At 46.6% G+C, this 23,231-nt stretch carries 29 protein-coding genes; all 29 read right to left on the bottom strand.

What is annotated here, in order from left to right; all coding sequences use genetic code 11:
* The 29 genes from IGI96_RS08110 to flgB all read right to left on the bottom strand — a co-directional run bounded on the left by IGI96_RS08110 (nt 1) and on the right by flgB (nt 22,887).
* On the bottom strand, nt 1–774 hold the full coding sequence (locus IGI96_RS08110; protein ID WP_005226631.1) for a CheR family methyltransferase: 774 nt from the start codon (nt 772–774) through the stop codon (nt 1–3).
* A gap of 5 nt (nt 775–779) precedes the next feature.
* Complete coding sequence (locus tag IGI96_RS08105; protein WP_086338888.1) at nt 780–1,790, bottom strand: protein-glutamate methylesterase/protein-glutamine glutaminase; 1,011 nt, start codon at nt 1,788–1,790, stop codon at nt 780–782.
* Nucleotides 1,791–1,805: 15 nt separating this feature from the next.
* Entirely contained in the window at nt 1,806–2,315 is a 510-nt protein-coding gene (locus tag IGI96_RS08100) for a chemotaxis protein CheD (protein WP_005226629.1), read from the bottom strand.
* A complete protein-coding gene (locus tag IGI96_RS08095) occupies nt 2,287–2,790 on the bottom strand; it encodes a chemotaxis protein CheW (RefSeq protein WP_010748543.1) in 504 nt (167 codons plus the stop codon). Before IGI96_RS08095 ends, IGI96_RS08100 begins: the two co-directional genes overlap by 29 nt.
* A gap of 18 nt (nt 2,791–2,808) precedes the next feature.
* Nucleotides 2,809–4,104 (bottom strand): methyl-accepting chemotaxis protein, encoded by a 1,296-nt coding sequence (locus IGI96_RS08090; protein ID WP_005226627.1) that lies wholly within the window; start codon nt 4,102–4,104, stop codon nt 2,809–2,811.
* 154 nt (nt 4,105–4,258) lie between these two features.
* Nucleotides 4,259–4,969 (bottom strand): cell division ATP-binding protein FtsE, encoded by a 711-nt coding sequence (locus tag IGI96_RS08085; protein WP_005226626.1) that lies wholly within the window; start codon nt 4,967–4,969, stop codon nt 4,259–4,261.
* Between the two features lie 12 nt (nt 4,970–4,981).
* Complete coding sequence (locus IGI96_RS08080) at nt 4,982–5,764, bottom strand: flagellar hook-basal body protein (RefSeq protein WP_086338887.1); 783 nt, start codon at nt 5,762–5,764, stop codon at nt 4,982–4,984.
* Nucleotides 5,765–5,774: 10 nt separating this feature from the next.
* A complete protein-coding gene (locus IGI96_RS08075) occupies nt 5,775–6,476 on the bottom strand; it encodes a flagellar hook-basal body protein (protein ID WP_086338886.1) in 702 nt (233 codons plus the stop codon).
* Nucleotides 6,473–7,180 (bottom strand): sigma-70 family RNA polymerase sigma factor, encoded by a 708-nt coding sequence (locus tag IGI96_RS08070; protein ID WP_005226623.1) that lies wholly within the window; start codon nt 7,178–7,180, stop codon nt 6,473–6,475. The genes IGI96_RS08075 and IGI96_RS08070 overlap by 4 nt, the downstream gene beginning before the upstream one ends.
* A gap of 30 nt (nt 7,181–7,210) precedes the next feature.
* Nucleotides 7,211–9,286 carry a flagellar biosynthesis protein FlhA gene (gene flhA, locus IGI96_RS08065; RefSeq protein WP_005232779.1) on the bottom strand — a complete coding sequence of 692 codons (2,076 nt, stop codon included), beginning with the start codon at nt 9,284–9,286 and terminating at the stop codon, nt 7,211–7,213.
* Nucleotides 9,287–9,305: 19 nt separating this feature from the next.
* Entirely contained in the window at nt 9,306–10,373 is a 1,068-nt protein-coding gene (locus IGI96_RS08060) for an EscU/YscU/HrcU family type III secretion system export apparatus switch protein (RefSeq protein ID WP_016609019.1), read from the bottom strand.
* 30 nt (nt 10,374–10,403) lie between these two features.
* Nucleotides 10,404–11,153, bottom strand: a complete 750-nt coding sequence (gene fliR, locus IGI96_RS08055; protein WP_005232781.1) for a flagellar biosynthetic protein FliR — start codon at nt 11,151–11,153, stop codon at nt 10,404–10,406.
* Nucleotides 11,154–11,165: 12 nt separating this feature from the next.
* Nucleotides 11,166–11,429, bottom strand: a complete 264-nt coding sequence (gene fliQ, locus IGI96_RS08050) for a flagellar biosynthesis protein FliQ (protein ID WP_005226613.1) — start codon at nt 11,427–11,429, stop codon at nt 11,166–11,168.
* A 25-nt stretch (nt 11,430–11,454) separates the two neighbouring features.
* A complete protein-coding gene (gene fliP, locus IGI96_RS08045) occupies nt 11,455–12,219 on the bottom strand; it encodes a flagellar type III secretion system pore protein FliP (RefSeq protein WP_005232783.1) in 765 nt (254 codons plus the stop codon).
* Complete coding sequence (locus tag IGI96_RS08040) at nt 12,216–12,581, bottom strand: flagellar biosynthetic protein FliO (RefSeq protein ID WP_015508734.1); 366 nt, start codon at nt 12,579–12,581, stop codon at nt 12,216–12,218. Before IGI96_RS08040 ends, fliP begins: the two co-directional genes overlap by 4 nt.
* A gap of 14 nt (nt 12,582–12,595) precedes the next feature.
* Nucleotides 12,596–13,099 (bottom strand): flagellar basal body-associated FliL family protein, encoded by a 504-nt coding sequence (locus IGI96_RS08035; RefSeq protein WP_005472968.1) that lies wholly within the window; start codon nt 13,097–13,099, stop codon nt 12,596–12,598.
* An 11-nt stretch (nt 13,100–13,110) separates the two neighbouring features.
* A complete protein-coding gene (locus IGI96_RS08030) occupies nt 13,111–13,308 on the bottom strand; it encodes a flagellar FlbD family protein (RefSeq protein WP_005226609.1) in 198 nt (65 codons plus the stop codon).
* A gap of 35 nt (nt 13,309–13,343) precedes the next feature.
* A complete protein-coding gene (locus IGI96_RS08025; protein WP_010748537.1) occupies nt 13,344–14,240 on the bottom strand; it encodes a flagellar hook-basal body complex protein in 897 nt (298 codons plus the stop codon).
* A 78-nt stretch (nt 14,241–14,318) separates the two neighbouring features.
* Nucleotides 14,319–14,681 (bottom strand): flagellar protein, encoded by a 363-nt coding sequence (locus IGI96_RS08020; RefSeq protein WP_015508733.1) that lies wholly within the window; start codon nt 14,679–14,681, stop codon nt 14,319–14,321.
* The gene (locus tag IGI96_RS08015; RefSeq protein WP_003129052.1) at nt 14,678–15,109 is read right to left on the bottom strand and encodes a flagellar hook capping FlgD N-terminal domain-containing protein; all 432 of its coding nucleotides are present in this window, start codon (nt 15,107–15,109) and stop codon (nt 14,678–14,680) included. The genes IGI96_RS08020 and IGI96_RS08015 overlap by 4 nt, the downstream gene beginning before the upstream one ends.
* 12 nt (nt 15,110–15,121) lie before the next feature.
* Complete coding sequence (locus IGI96_RS08010) at nt 15,122–16,495, bottom strand: flagellar hook-length control protein FliK (RefSeq protein WP_086338885.1); 1,374 nt, start codon at nt 16,493–16,495, stop codon at nt 15,122–15,124.
* Nucleotides 16,496–16,560: 65 nt separating this feature from the next.
* Nucleotides 16,561–16,980, bottom strand: coding sequence for a flagellar export protein FliJ (fliJ, locus tag IGI96_RS08005; protein ID WP_005226592.1), 420 nt, complete (start codon nt 16,978–16,980; stop codon nt 16,561–16,563).
* A 22-nt stretch (nt 16,981–17,002) separates the two neighbouring features.
* Nucleotides 17,003–18,355 (bottom strand): flagellar protein export ATPase FliI, encoded by a 1,353-nt coding sequence (fliI, locus tag IGI96_RS08000; RefSeq protein ID WP_438784993.1) that lies wholly within the window; start codon nt 18,353–18,355, stop codon nt 17,003–17,005.
* Entirely contained in the window at nt 18,352–19,110 is a 759-nt protein-coding gene (locus IGI96_RS07995) for a hypothetical protein (protein WP_086338884.1), read from the bottom strand. The genes fliI and IGI96_RS07995 overlap by 4 nt, the downstream gene beginning before the upstream one ends.
* Complete coding sequence (gene fliG / locus IGI96_RS07990; RefSeq protein ID WP_005226586.1) at nt 19,094–20,098, bottom strand: flagellar motor switch protein FliG; 1,005 nt, start codon at nt 20,096–20,098, stop codon at nt 19,094–19,096. The genes IGI96_RS07995 and fliG overlap by 17 nt, the downstream gene beginning before the upstream one ends.
* Nucleotides 20,099–20,108: 10 nt before the next feature.
* Nucleotides 20,109–21,731 carry a flagellar basal-body MS-ring/collar protein FliF gene (fliF, locus tag IGI96_RS07985; protein WP_176324010.1) on the bottom strand — a complete coding sequence of 541 codons (1,623 nt, stop codon included), beginning with the start codon at nt 21,729–21,731 and terminating at the stop codon, nt 20,109–20,111.
* Between the two features lie 27 nt (nt 21,732–21,758).
* Nucleotides 21,759–22,082 carry a flagellar hook-basal body complex protein FliE gene (gene fliE / locus IGI96_RS07980; protein WP_016608997.1) on the bottom strand — a complete coding sequence of 108 codons (324 nt, stop codon included), beginning with the start codon at nt 22,080–22,082 and terminating at the stop codon, nt 21,759–21,761.
* 7 nt (nt 22,083–22,089) lie between these two features.
* The gene (gene flgC, locus IGI96_RS07975; RefSeq protein ID WP_003129038.1) at nt 22,090–22,506 is read right to left on the bottom strand and encodes a flagellar basal body rod protein FlgC; all 417 of its coding nucleotides are present in this window, start codon (nt 22,504–22,506) and stop codon (nt 22,090–22,092) included.
* A gap of 21 nt (nt 22,507–22,527) precedes the next feature.
* A complete protein-coding gene (gene flgB, locus IGI96_RS07970) occupies nt 22,528–22,887 on the bottom strand; it encodes a flagellar basal body rod protein FlgB (RefSeq protein WP_017144455.1) in 360 nt (119 codons plus the stop codon).
* Nucleotides 22,888–23,231: the final 344 nt, after the last annotated feature.

Genomic DNA, 23,231 nt, shown 5'->3' with positions numbered 1-23,231 from the left:
TTATACTTTTTGATAGATAAACGAATCGATTTTCTTGAGACCGAATTGTTCCGCAAAATTGATCGTTTCTGTCGCTCCCGTAAACAAAATGCCCCCTGGGACCAATGCATCGCTGAATTTTTGATAGACGGCATCCCGAGCATCACTTTTGAAATAAATCGTCACATTGCGGCAAACGATCACATCAAAAGGCCCATTGTACGGGTCTTTCAAAAGATCGTGTTGCTTAAAATGAACCCGCCGTTTGATTTCTGGTTTGATCTGAAATTGGTTCTTTTCTTTTGCATCAAAAAAACGGGTACGTTCTGCCGCTGAGACATTCCGCAATTCGTGGTCTCGATAGAGTCCTTGCTTGGCTTTTGCCAAAATTTGCGTATCGATATCGGTAGCCAAGACATTGGCTGCGGCAATTTGGTTTTTTTCTAGCAGCATCGCGATCGTATAGGGTTCTGCCCCAATCGAACATGCGGCACTCCAGATTTTGGGCAGCGTGGTTTTCGGGAGAACAATGGTTTTCAAGACGCGTTCAAAGGCGTCAAACAGTTCTTTGTTGCGATAAAATTCCGTTACGTTAATGGTGATATGGGCTAAAAAAGCCGCCCGCACCCCGTCATCGCCTTCGATCAATTGCTGGTATTCTCTCAACGTTTTTGCTCCGCTGTTTTCCATGATCGTAAGGATGCGGCGCTGCATTTGATTTTCTTTGTATGCGGCTAAGGGAATCCCTAATCGGCGATCCACCCACGCATTAAATAAGGCAAATTCTTCTTCCATCTTCTTCACCTGACCATCTGTGCAATTTTTGCTTCAATGCCCTGCAATGGCAGGACTTCATCCACGACTCCTTGTTCAATGGCATACCGCGGCATCCCAAAGACTGTACACGTTTCTTTGTCTTGAACGATCGTATAGCCCCCAGCCGCTTGGATCTGTCGTAAGCCAGCGGTGCCGTCTTTTCCCATCCCCGTCAAAACCACTGCCGCTAGTTGCGGGCCATAGTAGTCAGCTGCTGAGGAAAAAAGATAATCGACGGTTGGCCGCGTCCCATGCCGTTTTTCTCGCTGGTCCAGCTGCAGGTGCCCTTGTTGGACCGTCATGTGGTAATCCCCTGGACAAAGATACACTTGATTTTCGATCCGCATGCCGTTGACTGCTTCTTGTACTCGGACGGTTGTCTCTGTGTCTAAGCGTTTTGCAAAGGAAGCCGTGAAGCCCGCTGGCATATGCTGAACGATCAAAATCGGGCAACGTAAACGTGCAGGCAGACGGCGAATAATTCCCAGCAAAGCACGGGGTCCGCCTGTTGAAGCACCAATGACTAGCGCATCAAGTGATACCGGCAAGCTGTTTTGTGTCAGCTTAGTGGGCTGGGCAATCGTTGGTACTGGCGGGTGAACCGTACCGACTTCATGATCCATCGCCAAAATCTTTTGATGAAATTCAGCGATCCATTCTTTTTCGATCATCGATAGACTGACGGGTTTTTCCACAAAATCTCGGGCGCCAAGCGCCAAAGCCTCAATCGTGGTTTCTTGATTGGTTAATGAACTAAGCATGATGACGGGAATGGCTGATTGCTGTTTCATCCTCCGCAAGGTCTCTAATCCGTTCATCACTGGCATCTCCACATCCATTACTACCAAATCGATCGCTTCTTTGGTCAGATAGTCCAATGCTTGTTTGCCATTGCGGGCAGCGACGGTCACCTCGATATCAGGCAGCTGATTCAATAAATCTGTCACTACTTTCCGCATGAATGCCGAATCATCGACGATCATTACTTTTTTCATGTCCCTGTACTCCTTTTACAAATAAACGATTTCTTGTTTGACTTGCCGAACCATGGTCTTGAAATCCTGAAGATCCACGATCATCGTTCGACCAGCGCTGCCGCCAACATGTTTGGCTACGATCGGAATGTTTAGCCGAGCCAAGACTTCCTCGACGGCTTCAATATTGCGCTGACCAATATTGCTGGCAGCGTTAAGCGTCTGGAACTGAAACATATTGGCGCCGCCAACGATTTTCGCTTGAAAGCGAGGCCGACGGATCTTTTGTTCCAGCTCAGCCACCATCGCTGGCAATGCCAAGTCCGCAAACTTCTCGGGCTTGATTTCCCGCTTGTGCAAAAAAGGCTGACTATCTGGCAGCATAATATGACTCAAGCCGCCGATATGACTGGCTTCATCGTAAATGATCGTGCCGATGCAAGAACCTAAACCCACCGTGATCAAACGCGTCGGCGCTTGGGCGATCTTATACTCCGAGATCCCCACATGCAATTCCTCATTCACGGTCATCATTGTCATGGTCATTGGCGGCTGCCAATTCCTCTGTCTGATAGGCGTCTAACTCCGCCGTCATCTCAGCGGCTTGTTCATAGCTGAAGAGAAACGGCAGCTCCAATGCCAGCACAAGTTCATCGTCTTTTTTCAGAAAGGCTTCGATATAGTTTTGCTTGAGTCCTGATGTATTTAGTTCCGCATTGCTAGGACTTTCAACGAGCGGTAAAATGCCGACGATCTCTTCCACGTAAAGGCCGATCGCCTGCTCTTGCCAGTGACACAACAAGACCACATTTTGCCCAGTTTCCGGTGTAAATTCATCAAACAGCTTTTTGCGGATGTCAATGATCGGCACCATTGCCTCTTCAAAAGGCTGGATCCCCAGCACGAAATCCGCCACTTCCGGCAGCTGGGTAAAAGAAGCAGCCTCAATGACCCGTACCACATAGTCGATACGCAAGGCAAAGAGTTGTTGATGACTTTTAAATACAACGTATTGTTCCATTGGCGTCACTGCTCCTTTTTAGAATTTGAAACTATCCACTTGGAATTTAAGGATAGTGGCGATCGTTTCGATCTCTTGCACATTCCGTTCAAAGTCTTCGATGACTAAGTAGAAGTCTTCTAAGTTTGCCGTTACTTCTTGGGTGCCGGCAGAGGTTTCCGAAACAGCAGCCGAAATGTTGCTGACGGAAACTTGAACCATGTCTTTTTTCTCAACGATCCCGGTAATATGGGCTTCCACGGCTTGAATACTTGAAACCAATTTTTCAACAATATCAGAGATCTCATTGGCTGATTCGATCGCTTTGTTGATATTGTTGGTTTGTTTTTCGCCGCTTTCAAAGGAATCCGTCACTGCAGAGACCACTTTTTCCGATTTTTTGCGGATCGTTTCAATGATCGAACGAATGCTTTTCGTTGATTGACTGCTTTGTTCCGCCAAGCTGCGGACTTCTTCCGCAACGATGGCAAACCCTCGGCCCGCTTCTCCAGCTCGAGCTGCTTCGATGGATGCATTCAATGCCAGTAAGTTGGTCTGATCAGAAATGTCATTGATCAGCTGAACGATCTTACCGATGCTTTGGACATCTTCGTTCATGTCGTTCATGCTTTCTACTAATTCTGCTTGGTTTTGCCGTTCGATCTCCCAGCTTTCAAACACATGGAACATCATTTCTGAATTGTGGACATTGCTGCTTTGGGATTGACCGACATAGCCGTTCATCAATTCGATCTCTTTGTGGATCTCTTCGATACTTAAGGCTAGCTCGTCCATATCAAAGGAGGTTTGTTCCGCTTCGGAGGCTTGTGAACTAGTGGCATCTGCGATGGCATTCATCGTCTGACGCACATTTTCAATTGAATTTTTGGCATTTTTTGAGGTTGTCGTTAGGCCGCCTACCATTTTTTCCATTCGGCTGCTTTCTTCGTGCATGCCAACGATCACCGCTTTGAAGGTGTTTAAAACCCCTTGAAAACGATTTTGAACTTGCCCAAAAAGAGAAGTCTGGTCGCTGCTGCCGATCTCATCGATATGCGACAGATCGCCAGAACCGACTGCTTCTAGTTCTGTCAATAACGTATCCATGCCCGAGTGGGTCTCTTTTTTTACCAAATAGGTCATTCCTACTAACACTGCGATTTCTAGCAGCAGTACGATTACTGAAAAAATAAAAAAACTTTTTGCTGCTTGTCCGTCTCCGTGGGTGCGGATCACGAAGAAATAGCATCCTAATAATACGATCAGGGTAAATCCTAGCGGAATCAACGCCGCCAAGCGGATTTTTTTGATGATAGCTTGTACCTTCTTCTTCATAACAGTATCCTTTCCTATGCAAAATGATCAGTCGTGCTGTTTATCAAGATTCGCTCTTCACTTGATAATCGTTGGGTCACTCCTTCTTTATCCGATTATGAAAACAATCTTCTAGTTCTTTAATCGGATCTTTTGCTAGAAAAGTTAAGCATCTTCACCAGACATATGTATCTTTTGGATCAGCAAAGCGCGTATAGCCGCCTTGATATTCATCACGAACCAAGCGACCGTTTTGCAGCTCGACCACCCGATTACGGACCGTATTGACCATCGTACTGTCGTGGGTCGCCAAGAGGATCGTGGCACCGACTTGATTGATCCGCAAGAGCAGTTTCATGACTTCAACGGCTGATTTGGCATCCAGATTGGCGGTGGGCTCATCGGCGATCAAGACTGCTGGCTCTGTGACGATCGCCCGCGCGATCGCTACTTTTTTGCGCTGTCCCACGGAAAGCTCCTCAGGATAGTGATCCTTTTGAGGAAACATACCCACCAGTTGCAGTGCTTTGGCGGTTTTTTCCTGACGCAGCTTGCGGGGAGTGCCTAGTACTTGCAGCGCATAATCGACGTTTTTGGCAACCGTCAGATAAGGAAGCAAAAGGTCTTCTTGTCCGACGATACCGACTTGTCGTCGAACCATATAGAGATGACGGTCTTTGAGTTGTTCCAACAAGACATTGCCGACTTGGATAGAACCAGCCGAAAGCTCTTCTTCTTTCAAGAGTAATTTGAATAAGGTCGATTTGCCCGCACCGCTGGGACCCACCACATAGATAAATTCTCCTTGAGGGATCGCAACAGAAATATCGGCCAATGCCAACGTGCCATTGCTGAATTTTTTACTGACCTTGGTTAAGCGAATCATGTTCTTTCTCCTCTAATCTGTAAAACGATTGATCACGGACCACATCTCATCGGCTGTCTGCATGGCTTTCGTGTTCAATCCATACGCACGCTGGGTCGTTAACAAGTCTGTCATGGAAGTCGCTAGATCCACCGTCGACTGTTCTAACTGTCCTTGCAAGACGCTGCCAAAGGCTGCTGGATTGGTTTGCGAAGTAAGCAACGCTTGATCACCAGCACGGTACAGTTGGTTGCCCACTGGCGTGATGTTTTCTGTATTCGTCGGCTGATAAAGGGTCAGCTGTCCCAACACGCGAGTCTGACCATTTTCTTCCGTCGTCAGCTGACCGCTGGCATCTATTGCGATTTGCTGCGCATCTGGCCACTGAGGGGTCGGTACGTTTGTGGTCATTGCCACAGGGTACCCTTCACTATTGACTAATTGCTTGTTCTCACTTAAATGAAAATTGCCTGCTCGACTCAGCAGCAATTGACCAGTTTGGTCCCGGACCCCGAAAAAGCCGTTGCCTTGGATCGCGAGATCTAATGGCTGAGTGGTGCCCGCCAGATTGCCTTGGGCAAAACTGGTAGTCGTAGCCGCTTTTGCCCCCATTGACGCACCATATTGGGCGGCGTTGCCATTAAATAGCGTTTCTTCTGCACCGATGGCATTTTCCATCAATGCTTGAAAATGGGTCGTTTGTGCTTGATAGCCATTGGTATTGACGTTGGCGATGTTGTTGGCTGTCGTGTCTAAGTTTGTTTGCAAATGATTCAACCCAGAACGGCTGATTCCTAATAATCCACTGATATTCATTGACTCATCCTCAAATCTTTCCTAATTCGTTGACCGCTTTTTGCAATGTCTGGTTCGTTGAACTCAAGGCTTTCTGATTGGCTTCAAATTCGCGAGAAGTCTGGATCATCGCCACCATTTCATCGGCAACCGCTACGTTGGCTTGTTCTAAAGCACCTTGCTGGATCACGGGTGCATTCCCCGTGGTTCCTGCTGCGTTGCTAGTCACATAGTTTTGACCAGCTGTAGTCAATGCTTCTGGGGGGAATGTTTGGATCTGAAAGTTCGCTGGTCCCAAGGCGCTGACTGCTTGTCCATTGGCACCCAAGACAAGATAGCCTTCTTGTGTCACGTATTGATTCTGCTGATTGACGGTAAAGTCGCCATTTCTCGTATACAACCGCTGCCCCGCATTGTTTTGAACGACAAAGTAGCCTTCGGAAAGCAGTGCAAAATCGCTGGCTTGTCCCGTCTGTTTGACAGCACCTTGGTCTTGACTGATGGTACTGCCTGCCAATTGGGTCCCTAAAGACAACCCACCGATATCACGGCGAGTATCCGCATTGGGCCCGCTTTGGTAATTATGCAGCGCCACTTCATCTAGCGCCGACTGGAACAAAGTTTTTGCTTGATACCCTGTTGTATTGACATTGGCAATATTGCCGCTCGTCGTCTCTTGTCGCTTTTGTAATAATGAAATGTTCCGTGATAAGACATCCAATCCTCGAATCATGCCAGTTCCTCCTCAATCAATGTGCGCAATTTGGCAATCGTTTTGCCATGAATTTGTGAAACTCGCGGAATCGAGACTTCTAAGATTTCAGCGATTTCTTTTAACGTCAGTTCTTCGGTATAGTACAAACTTAAAATCAATTGTTCCCGTTCCCCTAATTTTTTGATGCACGCCACCAAGGCGGTGCGTTTTTCTTCAGCGACCAAGGTCTCTTCGACATTTTCGGCTGGATCCCGAACCATATCTTTTAAGGTCATGCCTTCTTCTTGGTAAGCAAACAAGGTATCTTCCAAAGAGACGCTGGCTAAGTAGTGCAGACTCTCATAAATATCCGCTAGTTGACTTTGGTTGATTCCCAGCTGTTTGCAGATCTCGGTGTCGGTCGCTTCTCTTTTGAGGCTTTGCTCCAACTCTTGCCGTGCTTGATAAAACTGATTGACTGCCGCCATTTTGTATCGGGAGATTTTGGCGTGCTTGCGTACTTCATCAATAATTGCCCCTTTGATGCGAATCGCTGCATAGCTTTCAAAAGGAACTTTTTTTGAGGGATCGAATTTCCGCAAGGCATCCATCAACCCAATCACCCCAATATTGTAGAGATCGCCTGATTCATAATCGGCGGTTTTGATAGACAGGCGCTGAACCACCCGTTCCACTAGCGGCAGATACTTGATGATCTCCGCTTCTCGATCGACTTCATACATCGGCGATGCCCCTTCCTAAGAAAATTCTGCTTAAATGTCAATACTGCCCACCGTTTCGATCGCAATTTCATTGGGAATCTCATTTAGAGAAAGAACGGCGATATCTGGAAAATTAAAAACGATCATTTTTTTGAATGCTAACCGGATCTTAGGCGATGCCAAAATGACGAAATTGATATTTTGAGCGATCGCCGCATGTTGGATCCCACTGATGGAATCCAACAGCTTGGTCACGGTATCTGGTTTTAAGACCGGGTACGAGCCAGTTGCGGTTTTTTGGATACTTTGAGCGATGATTTCTTCTAGTTTCGGCTGGATCACCGCCACTTGCAGCTCGTGGTTCTCATTGGCATACTTGGCAGCGATCGTCCGTTTCAGTGCTTGGCGGACATATTCTGTCAAAACTTCTACGTCTTTCGTGACAACGCCGTAATCGGCTAAGGTTTCTAAGATCGTTGCTAAGTCATTGATGGGAATTTGTTCATCCAATAAATTTTGTAAAACTTTTTGGACCTCGCCGAGCCGTAAAATATCGGGGATCAATTCATCGATCACGACATTGTACTGCTCTTTGATGCCCTCCAATAATTTCTTGACTTCTTGGCGACCTAACAGCTCTGGTGCATGGGCATAGATGATTTCTTTTAAGTGTGTTGCGATCACGGTCAACGGCTCGATAATCGTAAACCCTTGCAGATCCGCCATCTCCTTATCGGATTCATCGATCCACATAGCATCCAGATGAAAGGCTGGTTCTTTTGTTGCGATTCCTTGAAAAGGAAACGGCTCTTCATTCGGACTGATCACCATGACTTTATTCGGGTAAATATCGCCGCGGCCGACTTCGTTGCCGCGGATCTTGATCACGTAATCGTTGGCATCCAAATAGAGATTGTCGCGAATACGAACGGGACTGACTAAGATCCCTAATTCTCTAGCACTCTGTTTACGGATCGCCACGATGCGGTTCATCAAGCTGTTGTCGATCGAACTATCCACGATAGGGATCAGACCATACCCGATTTCCACTGAGATTGGTTCCACTTGGAAGGAAGCCACGGAATCGTCTTCTTCCTGTGCTTCTTTTTTGCGTTCCAGTGCCAATTTTTGTTCCCATTGTTTTTGTTCCACTCGCTGCTTTTCTTCTTTTTGCGTCACCAGAAAGCTGGCTGCGAAAAGGCCTAAGCCAATCAACACAAAAGGAACAAAAGGAAACCCAGGAACTAAGGCTAAGACGAAGAGAATCGCCCCCACGATCCGAAACAGTTGGGGATTACGCATCACATCTGCCGCAATATCTAAACCAAAGGAACTATCGTTATCAGAACGAGTCACGATCACCCCAGAAGCAATCGAAATCAATAAAGAGGGAATCGAGCTGACCAAGCCATCCCCGATTGCCAGTTTCCCGAATTGGGCGAAGGCTTCCATGACGGTCATTTGTCCCCCCATGGAGAAAATGATCGCCCCGCCGACTAAATTGATGACAGTGATCAAGATCCCTGCGATCGCATCCCCTTTGACAAACTTGCTGGCACCATCCATCGAACCAAAGAAATCAGCTTCTCGCTGCAGATCTTTTCGTCGTTTGCGGGCATCCGCTTCCGTGATCAAACCGGCATTTAGGTCGGAATCGATCGCCATTTGCTTGCCGGGCATCGCATCTAATGTGAAGCGAGCAGTCACTTCTGAGACACGCCCTGCACCATTGGTCACGACGACTAGCTGAACCACCATGATGATCACGAACAAAATGATCCCCACGATGTAATTGCTGCCGGCAACGACATTGGCGAAGGCATCGATCACGTGTCCGCCATTTCCTTGGGTCAAGATCAACCGCGTGGAAGATAGGTTCAAACCTAAACGAAACATCGTTGTGATCAGCAGCAAGGTTGGAAACGTAGTGAATTCCAACACTGATTTGGTAAACAGGGTGATCAGTAAAATGTTGATCGCGATCGTCAAATTGATAATGATCAGAATATCTAATAGTGCACTCGGTAATGGAATAATAATCAAACCAATAATAGCTAGGACGATCACCGAGATTAAGATATCCGCCAGACCAATGCCTTTTTTCGGTTTTGAGGCAGCCTCATTCATTTTTGTTCCTCCTGTTTCCTTAAATCTTGCCGCGTTGGCTTTCTTCTAACTGATAGACCAAAGCGATGATTTCGGCAATGGCTTCATACATCTCAACCGGGATCAGATCCCCGGGTTCTACTTGGCGATAAAGGGCTCGTGCCACTTCACGGTTTTCGATCTGTGGAATATTTTCTTTCAGTGCTTCTGCTTTCATCCGCTGCGCCAGCTGATCTGCCCCTTTGGCCAGGACCCGCGGCACCCCTTCACTACTGGCATCGTAACGAATCGCAATGGCGAAATGGGTCGGATTGGTGATCAAAACCGTCGCTTCTTTGACGTTGGCGATGGCATTTTGGGTCATCGCACGGTACTTCGCTTTGCGCTGTGCTTTGACTTGCGGATCACCTTCCATTTGCTTGAACTCTTCTTTGACTTCCTGCTTGCTCATCATCAAGTTCTTACGATGGCTATAGCGTTGGTAGCCGTAGTCGACTACGGCCAAAACGATCAAGAAAATCGAGATCTGTAAAAACAATTCTTTGGCCCGCAGCAGCATGAACAGGATCGTTTTTTCCAACCCCACTTCACTCAAACCCAGTAAAACAGGGACGGCGGCTAAAAATTGTTGGTAGCACAAGTAGACGATCACGCCGAATTTCGCCAATGTTTTGCCTAAATTCATCAACGAGCGCAAACTGAATTGCTGCTTGATCCCGCTGATGGGGTTCAGCTTTTTAAAGTCTGGTTTGACGGCCTTGCCAGAAAACAACAGACCAACTTGGGCATAATTCGTGATAAGCCCGACTCCGAGCGCGACCAGAAAGACGGGCGCACACAACAAAAGCAGCAGCAAGATACTCTGCACCCCCAGTTTCGGCAGATCCGCCAAACTGGTTTGATAATCAGCCAGCTGCGCCAAACTTCGGGAAAAATAAGGCAAAAAAGAAGCTGCGAAAAACTGCCATAAAGACAGGATCAAAAACGAGAAGACCAATAGCGAAACAGCTGCTGCTAATTCCTGGGTCTTAGGGACCTCCCCGCGTTTGCGGGCATCCCGCAGCCGCTTGGCACTAGGTAGTTCGGTTTTGCCATCTTTTTCTGCCATCTTCTCACCTCCTGCTGGCTACCTGTTACTTTATTGAAAGGACTCGATAAACTCCTGCAAATAGCGGACCGTATCTGGCAAGTGTTTGCCTAAGTACGAAAGAACATTGGGTAGTAGCAAGAGAAACACCACAAAACTGATGGCGGTTTTCATCGAAAGACTCATCATCAAAATATTGATCTGGGGAATCGACCGAGAAATCACACCTAGCACCAGGTCCACCAACAGCAGCGCAATGATCATTGGTGCCGCAAGATTGACTGCCATCACCATCATTTGGCTGAAAAGTTTGACGATGCCTTCAACCGTCGTTCCTTGGATCACCACAGAGCCTAAGGGCACGATCCGAAAAGACAACAGCAATGCTGTGATCAGTCGATGATGCAGATCAAGTCCAAAAAACACAGCGATCGTCAGCCAATAGTACGTTTTGCCATACTGGGAAGAGGCGATTTGCAACGTCGGATCATAGGCTTGCGCCATCGAAAAGCCTACTTGAAAGTCGATCAGTTGACCCGCAATTTCCACACCAGTAAAGACCAGCTGACTCAAATAGCCCATCGCCATCCCAAACAGTACTTCCTTGATGACGAAAACCGTCAGCATAAAGAGGGAAAGCTCGGGAATCGCAGGTGCCGTCGGCAGACATAGGACCGTCAACGCCATGCCGATCACGATTTTTGCCAGTGACGGAAAATTTTGCTGTGAGAAGATCGGACAAAGGACGACAAACGCCAATATTCGACAAAAAATCAACACCGTCGCTTGAATCGGCGCCATCAGGTTTCCTCCTTACATTGCCGCAATCATCTTGAAGATCATTTTGGTAAAATTCAACAAGAGATTCAGCATAAAATTCCCCGCCAAGATCAAGGTCAAAAAAATCGCTAATAGTTTCGGCACAAAGCTCAACGTTTGTTCTTGGATTTGGGTAGTGGCTTGAAAAATACTGATCACCAATCCAACGAGCATGCCGACTAATAAGGCAGGGCCAGATATCGCTAAAATTCGAAGAAAGGCTTCCCTTAGCACATCAAGTACCATTTCTACTGTCATTTCCTCTTGGCTCCTTTCTTAGCGGCTATTGAAAGCTCTTGATCAGCGACTCCACGATCAGATACCAGCCATCCACTAAAACAAATAGTAAGATCTTGAAGGGCAGTGAGATCATGATCGGCGACAGCATCATCATCCCCATCGACATCAAGATACTGGAGACGACCAGATCAATGATCAAAAAGGGGATAAAAATCAAAAAGCCGATACTGAAAGCCGTTCGTAACTCACTGATAATAAACGCCGGTACCATAACGGTCAGAGGAACATCGTCAGAAGAATGATACTTTTCGGTCTCCCCATCAGCTTCCGCAAACAAGGCAATGTCTTTTTCCCGTGTCTGTACCATCATAAAGGCCTTGATCCGTTTTTCTGAGCGGTCAAAGGCTTCGGCTTGGCTGATCTCTTGTCGATCAAACGGTTCAATCGCTTGCTGGTAGACGTCGGTATACACAGGTTTCATAATAAAAAATGTCAAGAATAAGGCCAACCCGATCAACACTTGATTGGGCGGGTTTTGCTGTGTACCTAACGAACTGCGCACAAAGGATAAAACCATGATGATACGAGTAAAAGAAGTCATCATGATCAGCAAGACTGGTAAAAGGGAAAGCAGCGTCAGCAACAAGAAAGTATTGATCGTATCACTTGAGCCATTCCCATTCGACAATAAATTGTTGATGGTGGAACTGACGTCTTCCGTGTCTAGCGCAAATGCCGTCTGCGGAAGCATCAGACTGCTGAAAAGGACCGCAGCCATGATCTTGATATCTCTGCCTTTGATCTTCATTTTTGCTTGCCTCGTTTTCCAGCAATTTCCGCCTTGGCTTTGTTGAGCCATTCAGAAAAGTCTTTACCAGCTTGCACTTGGGTGCTTTCTAGGCTTTGCTGTAAAAAAGTGGCCGTTTCTTCTGGCGTCAACTCTTTGATGATTTGGTTTTGCTGTTCAGAAAAGCTCATGACATAACATTTGTCCATGATTTGGACGATCCCGATCGAAGACGACTTGCTGACGGCGATTTTTTGCAAAATACGCAGCTGGTGATTGTGCTGGTTCGTGTAACGATTCAAATATTTCAAACTGATGTTGATCAAATAAAGAATAAGCAGCAAAAACCCAATCATTTTGACCAGCGATAAAAATGTTTCCATCAACATGCCTCTTTCTATTGGATCACTAAATCCGTCACATAAACATCCTTGGCGATTTCTGATCCGTATTCCTGATTAATTGTTTCTTTCAATGCTTTTTTTAAATTCGGTACACTTTCGGCGGAGCTCAAAATACCGCTGGCCTTTTGTTGGCGCAATAAATTTACGACGCTGTCACGAATGACGGCCACATTTTTCGTGGCTTCCGCGCTTTTTTCCTCATCCGCCACTAAAATCGATAAATTGACCTTCATGTATTGCTGCTCTTGGTTGTCTTCTTTGGCCAGATTGACTAAAAATTCATCCAATGCCACGATCGCTTCGTCTGAGGAGATTTTGCTGCTGTCTTTTGCTGTTTCAGCAGCTGCTGTTTTTTCCCCCGTCAAAAAGTGATTCGTCACTAAGGTCCCGCCGATACTGCCGCCGACTACCACGATCAAGAGGATCGGCAGTAAAACAACCATACTCAAGCCTTTTTTCTCTTTTTCTGCTTTTGGTGCTTTTTCTTCTTTTGCCATCTTTCCCACCCTTACGTTTTCACTTGGTTCGAATGGATCACCGTATGATACTCGATCACCCGCTGCGCAACTTCTTGCGCAGCTTCCGTCACCACTAATGTTTTGCCGTCTGTCAGTGTGATCAATGTATCCGGCATTTCTTCGATCCGATAAATCAATGTTGGATTTAAATAGAATGGCTTGCCATTCAATGCTGTCACTAGAATCATGGTCAAACTCCTCTCAATGATGAAGCGTCACGTTCTTAACGTTTTAGATTCAATAATTCTTGCAGCATTTCATCAGAAGTCGTAATACTTCTTGAATTTGCTTGATAGGCACGGCTCGCAATGATCATTTCGGTAAATTCTGTCGAAAGATCGACATTGGACATTTCCAATGCACCTGCTTGCAGCGTTCCTGCGCCATTGTTGCCAGGTCCTGCAACGATCGGATTCCCTGAGTTGCTGGTTTGGATATAGTTGTTGCCGCCGACTTTTTCTAAGCCTTCTGGGTTATTGAAGGTTGCGACACCGACTTTTCCCATCACAAAGGTTTGATTGCCGTATTTTGCCAACACTAAGCCATTGGCATCGATCGCCATGGAGTTATAGGTCAAGGTTTCCCCATTGACGGTCAGTGTGCTTGGGATCGACAAGGGAGATACCGCATCTTGTCCGCTCAATGCCGTGTTTTCATCAAAGTTGTCATCATAGACAACTGGTTGACCGCCATTGACTGAACGACCTAAGACTTGCATCCCATCACTATTGGTCAAGGTTCCGTTGCTGTCGCGCACGAATGCGCCATCTCGTGTGTAATAGGTTTCGCCATTTGCTCCTGGTCCTTGTACCATAAAGTAGCCCTGTCCGCTGATATAAAAATCCATGCTGCGACCTGTCGATTGCGGGGCACCGACTGTATTGATAGTATCGATGGAGCCCGTCTGAACCCCTAAACCGATCTGCGTTGCGTTGATCCCGCCTAAGCCGTTGCCTGGCGCAGTTGCGTTAGACATCGTTTGGCTCATCATGTCTTGGAAAAGTACTCGACTTGATTTGAATCCAACCGTATTGACGTTGGCGATATTATTGGAAACCACGTCCATTTTCGTTTGAAGATTTTTCATTCCACTAACACCTGAATATAATGATCGTAACATGCTTGTTTTCCTCCTTATGGTTGGCGTATTTTCCTCTGTCATTCAGAAAATACTTGCAGCCCCTTTTCAGTCCAGCTGCTATTTGATAAATGTGGCGCTGTCAATATTGGTGACGGTGTGAAGCTCATTCATCCCCATCGCCGTAATGATGGTTCGTGAATGGACATCGGCGATCAAGCCCATATCTTTGTAAACAAGCAGTGATTCTTTGCTGCCTTTTTCCGCGAGCTCACTAAGCGCCGTTGAAAGGGATTGATAATCATCGTCTTGTAAGGTCAATTCTCTTGCGGTCAAACGCTTTTGCGCATGATGCGAGACTTTGATGTCGCTTTGTTTTTGTTCAAGCATTGCAGAAAAGGCTTGTTTGTCCACGCCTTTGCGGGGATGTTGATAAGGCTCCCCGGCAACTTTTTGCAGCCCCTGTTGAATCGTCAAACTCATTTTGCTTCGCCGCCAATCTCTTGGATCGCACTCATACTGTATTCTTTGCCATTTACGACGATCGTGGCGTAGCCATTGGCAAAGCGGACTTTTTCGATGGTTCCTGACAATGTTTCTGTGCCGTCCATCAGAGTGACTTGTTTATTGATCAAGCTAAAAGCTTGCTGCTGTTGCTGTAAAATCACCGAGGTCGTCAATGTTTCGCTCAATTCATTCAAGCTCTCTAAGGTCGTAAATTGAACCAGTTGCGAGATATAGTCGGTGCTACCACCACCAGAAGAATCGCTGCCTCCCATCGATGGGTTGCTCATAGATGCGGCTAAGATCTTCAAAAAATCATCCATGGAGATATCTGAAGATTTTTTTGTTTGCGTTAATGCCGATGTATTGGCAATACCGGCCGCAGCTGCTGTAATTTCATCTGCCATAGGTCTCCTCCTTTACACTAAAATACTGATCGCATGATCGATCGGTGCTAATTGCGGCTCTTCTTCAGCCGTATTGCTTTGATGAAACGGCTTTTTGCTTTGTCCTTTTTGAGCCTGTAAAAACCGCTGTTGGCTTAACTGACTGTCACTTGCCATCATACTGCCGGCAAAGGATTGATTTGCCAGCGGACTAGCCTGCTGGACAGAAGCTAACGTAGGTTCTTTGATCGCTAGGATCGGCTGCTCTTGCTTTTGCAAAACTTGCTCTAGCTCATGCTTGATGGACAGCAATAATTCTTTGGCTTGCGGCTGCTGAACGGTCAGTTCTAAGCGGCTGCCTTGGGCATTCGTTTCTAGGGAAAGCTGGATCGTGCCTAATTTTTCGGGAACGAATTGCAGCGTGATTTTTTTCTCGCTTGCCGTGCTGCTCGTTTGGACGAGTTGGGCAGTCGCTTTTGCTAAGGGCAGGACCGCTTGTTCCATATTCGCTTTTGTTGGCGTTGGTCCTTGCTTGGTCAAAAGGGGAGAAACATCAAGCAGCTGCAGTGCTGGTGCCGCTATTTCATTGTCGGTTGCTGCTGAAGAAGCAATGGCTTGTGCAGAAACAGCTTCCGCTTTTTTGGCGACTGTTTCATTCGTGCGTTGCAAGGTGCTAGTCGTATCCGTCGCTTGTTTGGTCACTGGCGACACTTGATTTAATGGTCCCGTTTGGCCCAATTGCGCGGTCCCTTCGGTGGACTGTTTCAGCTGTGCTTCTGTCGTTTGCGCAATCGCGGCTTGTGTTACTGAATCGACTTCCTTGATTTCCTTGAAAGGAGCGATTCCTTTTGCCGTGGTCTGCTCCTCGCCTACTAAGTCTTCTGGCAAAGGTGTTTCAAGCGTTGTTGCTGCGGCTTCACTTCTGTCATTTGTCATCAAAGCTAGACCTTCAAGCGCAGGCTCGGAGGGGTTGATGACTGTGGTGGCTACGTCTATTGGTGCTGGAAAAGCTGCTGAAACACTGTCGGGAGAAGCTGCTGTGGCGCTCGTTTGGTTCTGCTCCGTCGTTGCCATTGATGCCTGTGGCGTTTCTTGAACCAAGCCTGCAAAAGGTGCCTGGCTGATCTGGCTCATTCCTGGCGCTTGTGTCGTTGCGGGTTGTTCGACTGCTGGAGTGATTTCTGGCTCCTGCGGCAGATGTTCCATACTGCTGGCAACCCCCATTTCTGGTGCGGCGGCGGTTTGCTCCGACATACCAGATGGTTCGAAGGATGCTGACAGGTTGCTTGCGCTCTGTTCCGTCAGCTGTTGCATCAGCAAACTGAAGACTTCTGGTGACGCCTCCGTCTTTTTTGATTTGCTACCGGCAGGTACAGCAGTTGCGGCACTTGTTGTGATCTCTTTCATTGTTCACCTCCTCTCAGCTGATGCTTTGAAACCAAGGTCGTCTCATCACTAAAACCATTAGTGCTTTAAGAAAATAAGGCGCGATTGCCGAACTCATCCAATTGTTTTTGCTCTTCCAATTGCTGTTCATAGGTGTATTCAGCGAATTGTTTTTCTCGCAGCTTTTCCACGATCTTGCGTTCCTGCTGCGCTTCTACCACCACCGATAAAGACTCTGCCAATTCTTGCTTCACGTGAAACATTTTGTTCTGAACCTCATCGATGGTGGCATTCAACGCAAGCAAATAGCGTTGCTGCACTTGCATCCGCCCAATGGTCATCTCATTGACATCAAAAAGCTGGGCTTTTTCCTGTGTCAGCGTATTCAGGTGCTGTTCTTGCTGAATCAACAATTGTTGTTTTTGGGCGTAAGCGCGTTTGGCTTCTTGCTCAATGGTTTTTCGGTGATCCAATACTTTTTCTAAGGAAAAGTGAAATGCTTGCATAGCTGCTCCTTTATGATCTGTTTTACATGGTCGAACGCTGGCGCTCGATCAGCGCTTCTTCACTGAACAAATGCGCCAGTTCAAAAATCGTTTGTTCAAATGGGATCCGCTCATCCACTTTTTGCTGTAAAAACCGTAGGATGGGGTGATGCAACGCGATCGCTTGGTCGGTCAACGCATTGCTGCCGCTTTTGTAGGCACCGATATCGATCAAATCCTTGGCCTCTGCATAAACGGCCATGTTTTCTTTTAGTTCCCCCGCATGTTTATGCTGTTCCTCAGAAACAAGGGTCTTCATCAAGCGGCTGAGGCTGTTTTGAATATCGATGGCAGGATAATGATTTTGAGCGGCGATTTTTCGGGACAACAGAATATGTCCATCAAGAATTCCCCGCACCGCATCAGCGATCGGTTCATTCATGTCATCCCCTTCTACCAAGACAGTATAAAAGGCCGTGATCGAGCCTTTGTCCGACATCCCACTGCGTTCTAACAACTTCGGTAAAGCTGTAAACACAGAAGGGGTATAACCTTTGGTCGTCGGCGGCTCGCCTGTCGATAGACCGATCTCCCGCTGTGCCATCGCAAAACGGGTCACCGAATCCATCATCAATACGACTTTCTTCCCTTGATCGCGGTAATACTCAGCGATCGCTGTTGCCACATGAGCCCCTTTTAATCGTACGAGAGGCGGCATATCGGAGGTAGCACAGACAACGACCGACTTGAGGTAACCTTCTGGGCCTAGATCATTTTCAATAAATTCTTTGACTTCTCGTCCCCGCTCGCCGATCAAGCCGATCACGATGACATCGGCTTCGCAATAACGAGCCAACATCCCCAATAAAGTACTCTTACCGACCCCGCTGCCGGCAAAAATGCCGATCCGTTGGCCAAGGCCGACGGTCAAAAGACCATCGATCGCCCGGACACCTGTCGGCATTATCTCAGCGATTTTTTGACGGCGAAAGGGGTCAGGAGAATCTTGACTAACTGGATATTCTGGCGCACTTTCCAGCTCCAGCGCCATATCTAACGGTCGCCCTAGTCCATCTAAGGTGTGCCCTAGCAACGTATCATCGATTTTTACCGTCAATGATTTGCCAGTTGGCCGCACCAAACAGCCCGGTCCGACGCCTTCTAGCTGATCAAGGGGCATCAGGAGCACGGTTTTTTTCACAAAGCCTACGACTTCGGCTAAGGCTGTATGTGTCTTGTTTTGCAATGCGACTTCACAGATTTCCCCTATGAAAACCGCCAGCCCTTCGACTTTGATCAGCAGACCTACAACTTCGCTGACTTTGCCGTAGGTGGTAAAAAACGGCTGTGCTTGCGCCGTTTTGCGCAGCGCTGTGATTGGTAATTCAAACGTCATTCCTTCACACTGCTTTCTAGAAATTGGCTCAAAAAGCGAGCGATTTCTTTCCTCAGTTCAAAAACCACCAAGGCATTTTCAGATTCGATACAAAAATCGTGTTCCGCCAAGCTGTCATCTGCCATGAGTAAATAGCGAAACCCGCTGATCGTCTGCTTTTTGGTTTCCAACAATTCTCGCAACCCTGCAAGATGCTGCTCTTGGCTGCGAACAGTCACAAATTGATCGGGTTGTTCAAATTGCCATAGCACAGACTCCACAAAAGGCAGGAAGCCTGCTTGCTCGTCTGTAAAACGTTGATTGATCAAGGCTTCAGCGATTGCCGTGCCGTAAGCGATCATTTCTTGCTTTTTCTCTGAGCGAAAGGTGTTGATCTCAGAAACGGCTTCAGCGACATTGGCTTGGGCTTGGGCCATCAATGCTTGCGCGGCTTCTTTGCTGGCATTGAGTCCTTCTTGATAGCCTTGTTGAAAGCCGTCTGCTTGTCCTGCTTGAAAGCCTTCCGTTCTCGCTTCTGCTAGAATTTGCGCCGCTTGTTCTTGTGCATCGGTCAAAATCTGCTGCTTCAAGGCTTCCATTTGCTGCAGATGCCGTTCCTGCTCCAACTGGCGTGCACGTCTAGCCGCTTGCAGTTCTGGGTCTAAGCTTGGTTTCTCAATCGGCGCTTTGATGGTCGTATCCGTCAAAATACTGCGCGCAGCTTCGGTCGTTTTGACCGCCTGCTGCTTCAATAAACTGCTATTTGACCACTGCATCTTGGTCGCCCCTTCCGATGTAGATCTCACCGGTTTCATCTAGCCGTCGAATCACAGCCACCACACTTTGTTGGGCTTCTTCTACAGCAGATAAGCGGGTAGGACCCATAAATTGAATTTCTTCTTGCAGATTTTCCACCGCCCGTGATGAGAGGTTGGAGAAAATAAAGTTCTTGATGTCATCGGTCGTGCCTTTAAGCGCTAAGACTAAGACATCGTTTTGAACATCTCGTAAGACTTTTTGAACATCCAAGCGATCGAGGGTCACGATATCCTCGAAAGTAAACAAGCTGGATTTCACTTCGTTGGAGAGTTCTGGTTGCCGCTTTTCTAAGTCGTTCAAAATGTTCTTTTCGGTGCTGCGGCTGACTGAGTTCAAGATCTCAACCAGAGTATGCACACCACCGACATTTTCCGTATCGTTCTCAATGTAATTCGAGAATTTGTTCTCGATCACTTTTTCGATCCGTTCGATCACCAAAGGCGACGTACTGGAGATCGTCCCGATCCGTTCAGCGATCTCCACTTGCAAATGATCGGGAAACTGCGACAAGACGCTGGCCGCTTTGTCCGGCTGCATGTAGCACAAAATCAACGCTACCGTTTGCGGATGTTCACCGATCAACAGATTGGTCAACTGTTGAACATCGGCTTTGCGAGCGATATTAAAGGGCCGTTCCCGCAGCTGAATCTGAGTCAATACGTCAATGACTTCTTTGGCTTTTTGAGGGCCTAATGCTTGGTTCAGCAAATTTTTGGCATAATCGATCCCGCCGTCTAAGACATATTTGCGAGCCGTTGCGGTATGAGAAAATTCCTCCAACACTTGATCCCGCTCTTCGGGACTGACAAAGTCGATATTGGCGATCTCATAGCTCACCTTTTGTATAAATGATTCTGGCAGCAGCTTCATGATCTTTGCAGAGGTATCTGATCCTAGAGAGATCAGAAGAATCGCTGCTTTTTTTACCCCGTCTATTGTATCCATGGCTGCCCCCTTATTTTTCTTTCATCCAAGCTTTGATCAATTCCGCCGCTACTTCAGGATTGCTTTCGGCATAATTTCTAGCCGTTTGATCCAATGTTGGTTCTCCTGAATGTTCTGCTGCGGCTTCTTGTGTGGATGCTTCTGGCACCGCTGGTTTCGTTTCAGCAGACCGATTGCCGACACCGCCAAAAACGACTTCTTGTGCAACTGACGGACTTGTACCAGTGCTAACTGCTGACGGTTGTGCAAAAGTGACCATTTCCTCCGTCACATCGACTTCCAGCTCGTCTTCTTTACGACGACGTCGGATCACGCCAACGATCATTAAAATCACTAAGAACAAGGTCAACACGATGCCGCCGATGATGGCATACTTGAGATAACCTTTGGCAGCTGCAATCGGTTCATTCCCTTGCGGATCAACGGCTGGATCAACCTCTGCTTGGGCAAAGTCAAATCCTTGGATCGCGATTTGATCACCACGGTCATTGTCATAGCCGACGGCACTAGCAATCAACTGCTGCAATTCTGCTTGATCCGCTTGAGAAAGGTTCGCATTGATCACGATCGAGCTGGTCATTCGTTCGATCATGCCAGGGGCCGTAATGGTCGTGGTGGTCTCGGTATCCAATTCGTTTTCCACCGAACGGCTATAGGAATTGTTTCCCTCTCCATCCGTACCCGTCACATTGGAGACATTGTCATCCACCGTCCCTGTTTGGGCTTCTTGGACGGTGCCTTGCGAACCAGCAGCCTGCACTGTCTCACTCTTGATCTCTGGGTCATCATAAGTGACTTTCTTCCGCTCGATCGAGTCAAAATTCAAGTCTAAATTGATCGACACTTGGAATTTGTCTGCGCCATAGATCGGTGTCAACAGCTTCGCTACTTTTTCTTCTAGCGTTTTTTCGTAGGAATCTTTGATGGCAATGTATTTATTGTTCAGGCCACTTAATTGACTGGCTTCATCTTCGGTTCTCGTCAAGGTATTGCCCGCACTATCAACGACTTTTACATTTTCTGGCTTCAGCTTTTCCACTGCCCCTGAAGTCAAGGTAACGATCCCTTGCACGGACTCGTCTGAAATCTGCTGATTTTTCAAGGTCAACACGATAGAAGCAGTTGGCGCACTTTCCTCAGAAGAAAAGACACTTTCTTCTGGCATTACGAGTAAAACTTTGGCGGATTTGACCGCATCGATCGACTCGATCGCTCGTTGCAGTTCGCCCGTTACTGCCCGCTGATACATGATCTTGCGGTCTTCGTCGGTTGTCATCATGTTGGCATCATCAAATAATTCAAAGCCTGTACTGGTATTTGGTAATTTATTGTCCACGGCAAGATTGATGCGGTATTCATCGACTTGGTCTTTATCGATCAAAATAGTCGTCCCATTGTCGGCTAATTTGTAGGCGATCTGCTGTTCCTCCAAATCCTTGCTGATCGTTCCCGCATCGGCATCGCTTAGATCCGTAAACAAGATACCGTATTCAATTCGCGTATTTAAATAATACACAGCTGCTGTGATTCCGAGAACGCTGATAACGGAAAGAACAACGATCATTTTCTTTAAAGAGCTTTGCATTTGCCAACGGTCTTTGAGTTGTTCTGTCCATTCTTTCACTTTATCCATCATTTATCCTTATTCCCTCACCCACTGCTAAAACTGCATATTTTTCACGTCATTGTAAGCTTCTAAACACTTGTTTCGTACTTGAACGGCTGTTTGTAGCGCCAATTGCGCCTCCGTCATGCGAATCATCACATTCCCTAGATCGCTTTCATCGCCGGTAATCAAATTTACAGTATCTTGATCCATGACCGCCGTTTTTTGATTCAACTGATCGACCGCATGGGTCAAGTAAGAAGAAAACTGATTTTCCTCGGCGCCTGCAACACTGGTCTCGTTTGAAGCAGCCCCCGTGCCTAGTGTCCGCAAAACGTTTTGGTAGTCCGTTAATCCTGTCGTTAAAAGTCCATCCATTTTCTCGTTACCCCTTTGATATTTCTAATGCTTTTTTCAAGATCGTTTTATTCATTTCTGAAGCAGAAACATTGGCTTCGTACGTTCGAACCGCTTGCAACATTGCCACCATTTCATCGGCAATATCCACATTTGATTGACCGACATATCCCTCATCGTTGGCAGCGGGATTCGTAGGATCATAGGTCAGTTTTTCCGTTTCATCGGCAGCGATCCCCGTCACTTTGACACCGTATGTAGCCGGTGTTCCTTCGCGACTATTTTTTAAATTTTCTGAAAAAAGAATACTCTTTTTTTGATAAGCCGCGGTTGTTTGTGTTTGATTCGTATTTACATTTGCGATATTGCTGGAGATCGTATCTAGTTTTAACCGTTCCAATGCTAGGCCGCTGGCGTTGATCGTTAGTCCATTAAACATACCCATTTGTTTTTCCTGCGCTTTCTATCAATTACTCAATACAAGGTTCATCATTTGCAAGCGACCGTTGACTTGTGCGGTTAATGCACTGTAATATAACCCATTGGCTGCTTGATCCAACATCTCCACTTCAAGATCCACGTTATTGCCGTTGTCTTTGATGCTGGTAGTTGCATTTTCAGTGATTTTCGGTTTTACTTGAGAAACTGACGCTTCGGTTGCAGCGTCCGTCCCTGATGAAGCGAGTGCCTGCTTTAATTCGCTTTCAAACACGATGCGTTTTGCTTTGTACCCATCCGTGTTGACATTGGCGATATTAGACGAAATCAATTCTGCGCGTTGGGCAGAAACGTTCATGGCTGTTTTTAATAAATCATAGGTATCCAACAATAATTGCTCCTTCCACCTTCTGTACCAAACGTTTTTTTCAGCGATGGAACAGAAACAAATATATTTATTTATTTTTTTGTTATAGATTAAAAAAACAAGAAGACGTGATGTCATTATAGTAGAATTATTTTTATTTTACAATTTGATTTTTGCAACTTTACGGATATGACATTTAAGTTACAACCATGTTATGTTATTTGTTAAACACTGTTTCATCGCAATTTCGTCCCAGTTATAAAAAGTAAACGATCGATATAAAGCGTTTTACAAGCATATCTATGCTTTTTGATCAAAAGATGATTTTTGATAAAAAAACAAGCATTATTCGAAAAATTGATTAA

Origin of the sequence: Enterococcus sp. DIV0421 (genome assembly GCF_051713745.1) — a bacterium.
Lineage (GTDB): Bacteria > Bacillota > Bacilli > Lactobacillales > Enterococcaceae > Enterococcus_D > Enterococcus_D casseliflavus.
Note: the sequence above shows the minus strand (reverse complement) of the source record. Positions and strands in the feature narration are given on the sequence as shown.

Coding starts and splice junctions, on each gene's coding strand:
- IGI96_RS08080 (WP_086338887.1), bottom strand. CDS start 5,764: ATGAATATCAGTGGATTATTAGGAATCAGCCGTTCTGGGTTGAATCAT.
- IGI96_RS08085 (WP_005226626.1), bottom strand. CDS start 4,969: ATGATTCGCTTAACCAAGGTCAGTAAAAAATTCAGCAATGGCACGTTG.
- IGI96_RS08070 (WP_005226623.1), bottom strand. CDS start 7,180: ATGTATGAAGTCGATCGAGAAGCGGAGATCATCAAGTATCTGCCGCTA.
- flhA (WP_005232779.1), bottom strand. CDS start 9,286: ATGAATGAGGCTGCCTCAAAACCGAAAAAAGGCATTGGTCTGGCGGAT.
- fliP (WP_005232783.1), bottom strand. CDS start 12,219: ATGAAGATCAAAGGCAGAGATATCAAGATCATGGCTGCGGTCCTTTTC.
- fliJ (WP_005226592.1), bottom strand. CDS start 16,980: ATGCAAGCATTTCACTTTTCCTTAGAAAAAGTATTGGATCACCGAAAA.
- IGI96_RS08025 (WP_010748537.1), bottom strand. CDS start 14,240: ATGTTACGATCATTATATTCAGGTGTTAGTGGAATGAAAAATCTTCAA.
- IGI96_RS08060 (WP_016609019.1), bottom strand. CDS start 10,373: ATGGCAGAAAAAGATGGCAAAACCGAACTACCTAGTGCCAAGCGGCTG.
- fliG (WP_005226586.1), bottom strand. CDS start 20,098: ATGGATACAATAGACGGGGTAAAAAAAGCAGCGATTCTTCTGATCTCT.
- fliQ (WP_005226613.1), bottom strand. CDS start 11,429: ATGACAGTAGAAATGGTACTTGATGTGCTAAGGGAAGCCTTTCTTCGA.
- fliI (WP_438784993.1), bottom strand. CDS start 18,355: ATGACGTTTGAATTACCAATCACAGCGCTGCGCAAAACGGCGCAAGCA.
- IGI96_RS08030 (WP_005226609.1), bottom strand. CDS start 13,308: ATGATTCTAGTGACAGCATTGAATGGCAAGCCATTCTATTTAAATCCA.
- IGI96_RS08110 (WP_005226631.1), bottom strand. CDS start 774: ATGGAAGAAGAATTTGCCTTATTTAATGCGTGGGTGGATCGCCGATTA.
- IGI96_RS08100 (WP_005226629.1), bottom strand. CDS start 2,315: ATGACCATGACAATGATGACCGTGAATGAGGAATTGCATGTGGGGATC.
- IGI96_RS08075 (WP_086338886.1), bottom strand. CDS start 6,476: ATGATTCGAGGATTGGATGTCTTATCACGGAACATTTCATTATTACAA.
- IGI96_RS08010 (WP_086338885.1), bottom strand. CDS start 16,495: ATGAAAGAGATCACAACAAGTGCCGCAACTGCTGTACCTGCCGGTAGC.
- fliF (WP_176324010.1), bottom strand. CDS start 21,731: ATGGATAAAGTGAAAGAATGGACAGAACAACTCAAAGACCGTTGGCAA.
- IGI96_RS08040 (WP_015508734.1), bottom strand. CDS start 12,581: ATGGAAACATTTTTATCGCTGGTCAAAATGATTGGGTTTTTGCTGCTT.
- fliR (WP_005232781.1), bottom strand. CDS start 11,153: ATGGCGCCGATTCAAGCGACGGTGTTGATTTTTTGTCGAATATTGGCG.
- IGI96_RS08090 (WP_005226627.1), bottom strand. CDS start 4,104: ATGAAGAAGAAGGTACAAGCTATCATCAAAAAAATCCGCTTGGCGGCG.
- fliE (WP_016608997.1), bottom strand. CDS start 22,082: ATGGATGGACTTTTAACGACAGGATTAACGGACTACCAAAACGTTTTG.
- IGI96_RS08035 (WP_005472968.1), bottom strand. CDS start 13,099: ATGGCAAAAGAAGAAAAAGCACCAAAAGCAGAAAAAGAGAAAAAAGGC.
- IGI96_RS08095 (WP_010748543.1), bottom strand. CDS start 2,790: ATGGAACAATACGTTGTATTTAAAAGTCATCAACAACTCTTTGCCTTG.
- IGI96_RS08015 (WP_003129052.1), bottom strand. CDS start 15,109: ATGGCAGATGAAATTACAGCAGCTGCGGCCGGTATTGCCAATACATCG.
- flgC (WP_003129038.1), bottom strand. CDS start 22,506: ATGGGTATGTTTAATGGACTAACGATCAACGCCAGCGGCCTAGCATTG.
- IGI96_RS08020 (WP_015508733.1), bottom strand. CDS start 14,681: ATGAGTTTGACGATTCAACAGGGGCTGCAAAAAGTTGCCGGGGAGCCT.
- IGI96_RS07995 (WP_086338884.1), bottom strand. CDS start 19,110: ATGCAGTGGTCAAATAGCAGTTTATTGAAGCAGCAGGCGGTCAAAACG.
- IGI96_RS08105 (WP_086338888.1), bottom strand. CDS start 1,790: ATGAAAAAAGTAATGATCGTCGATGATTCGGCATTCATGCGGAAAGTA.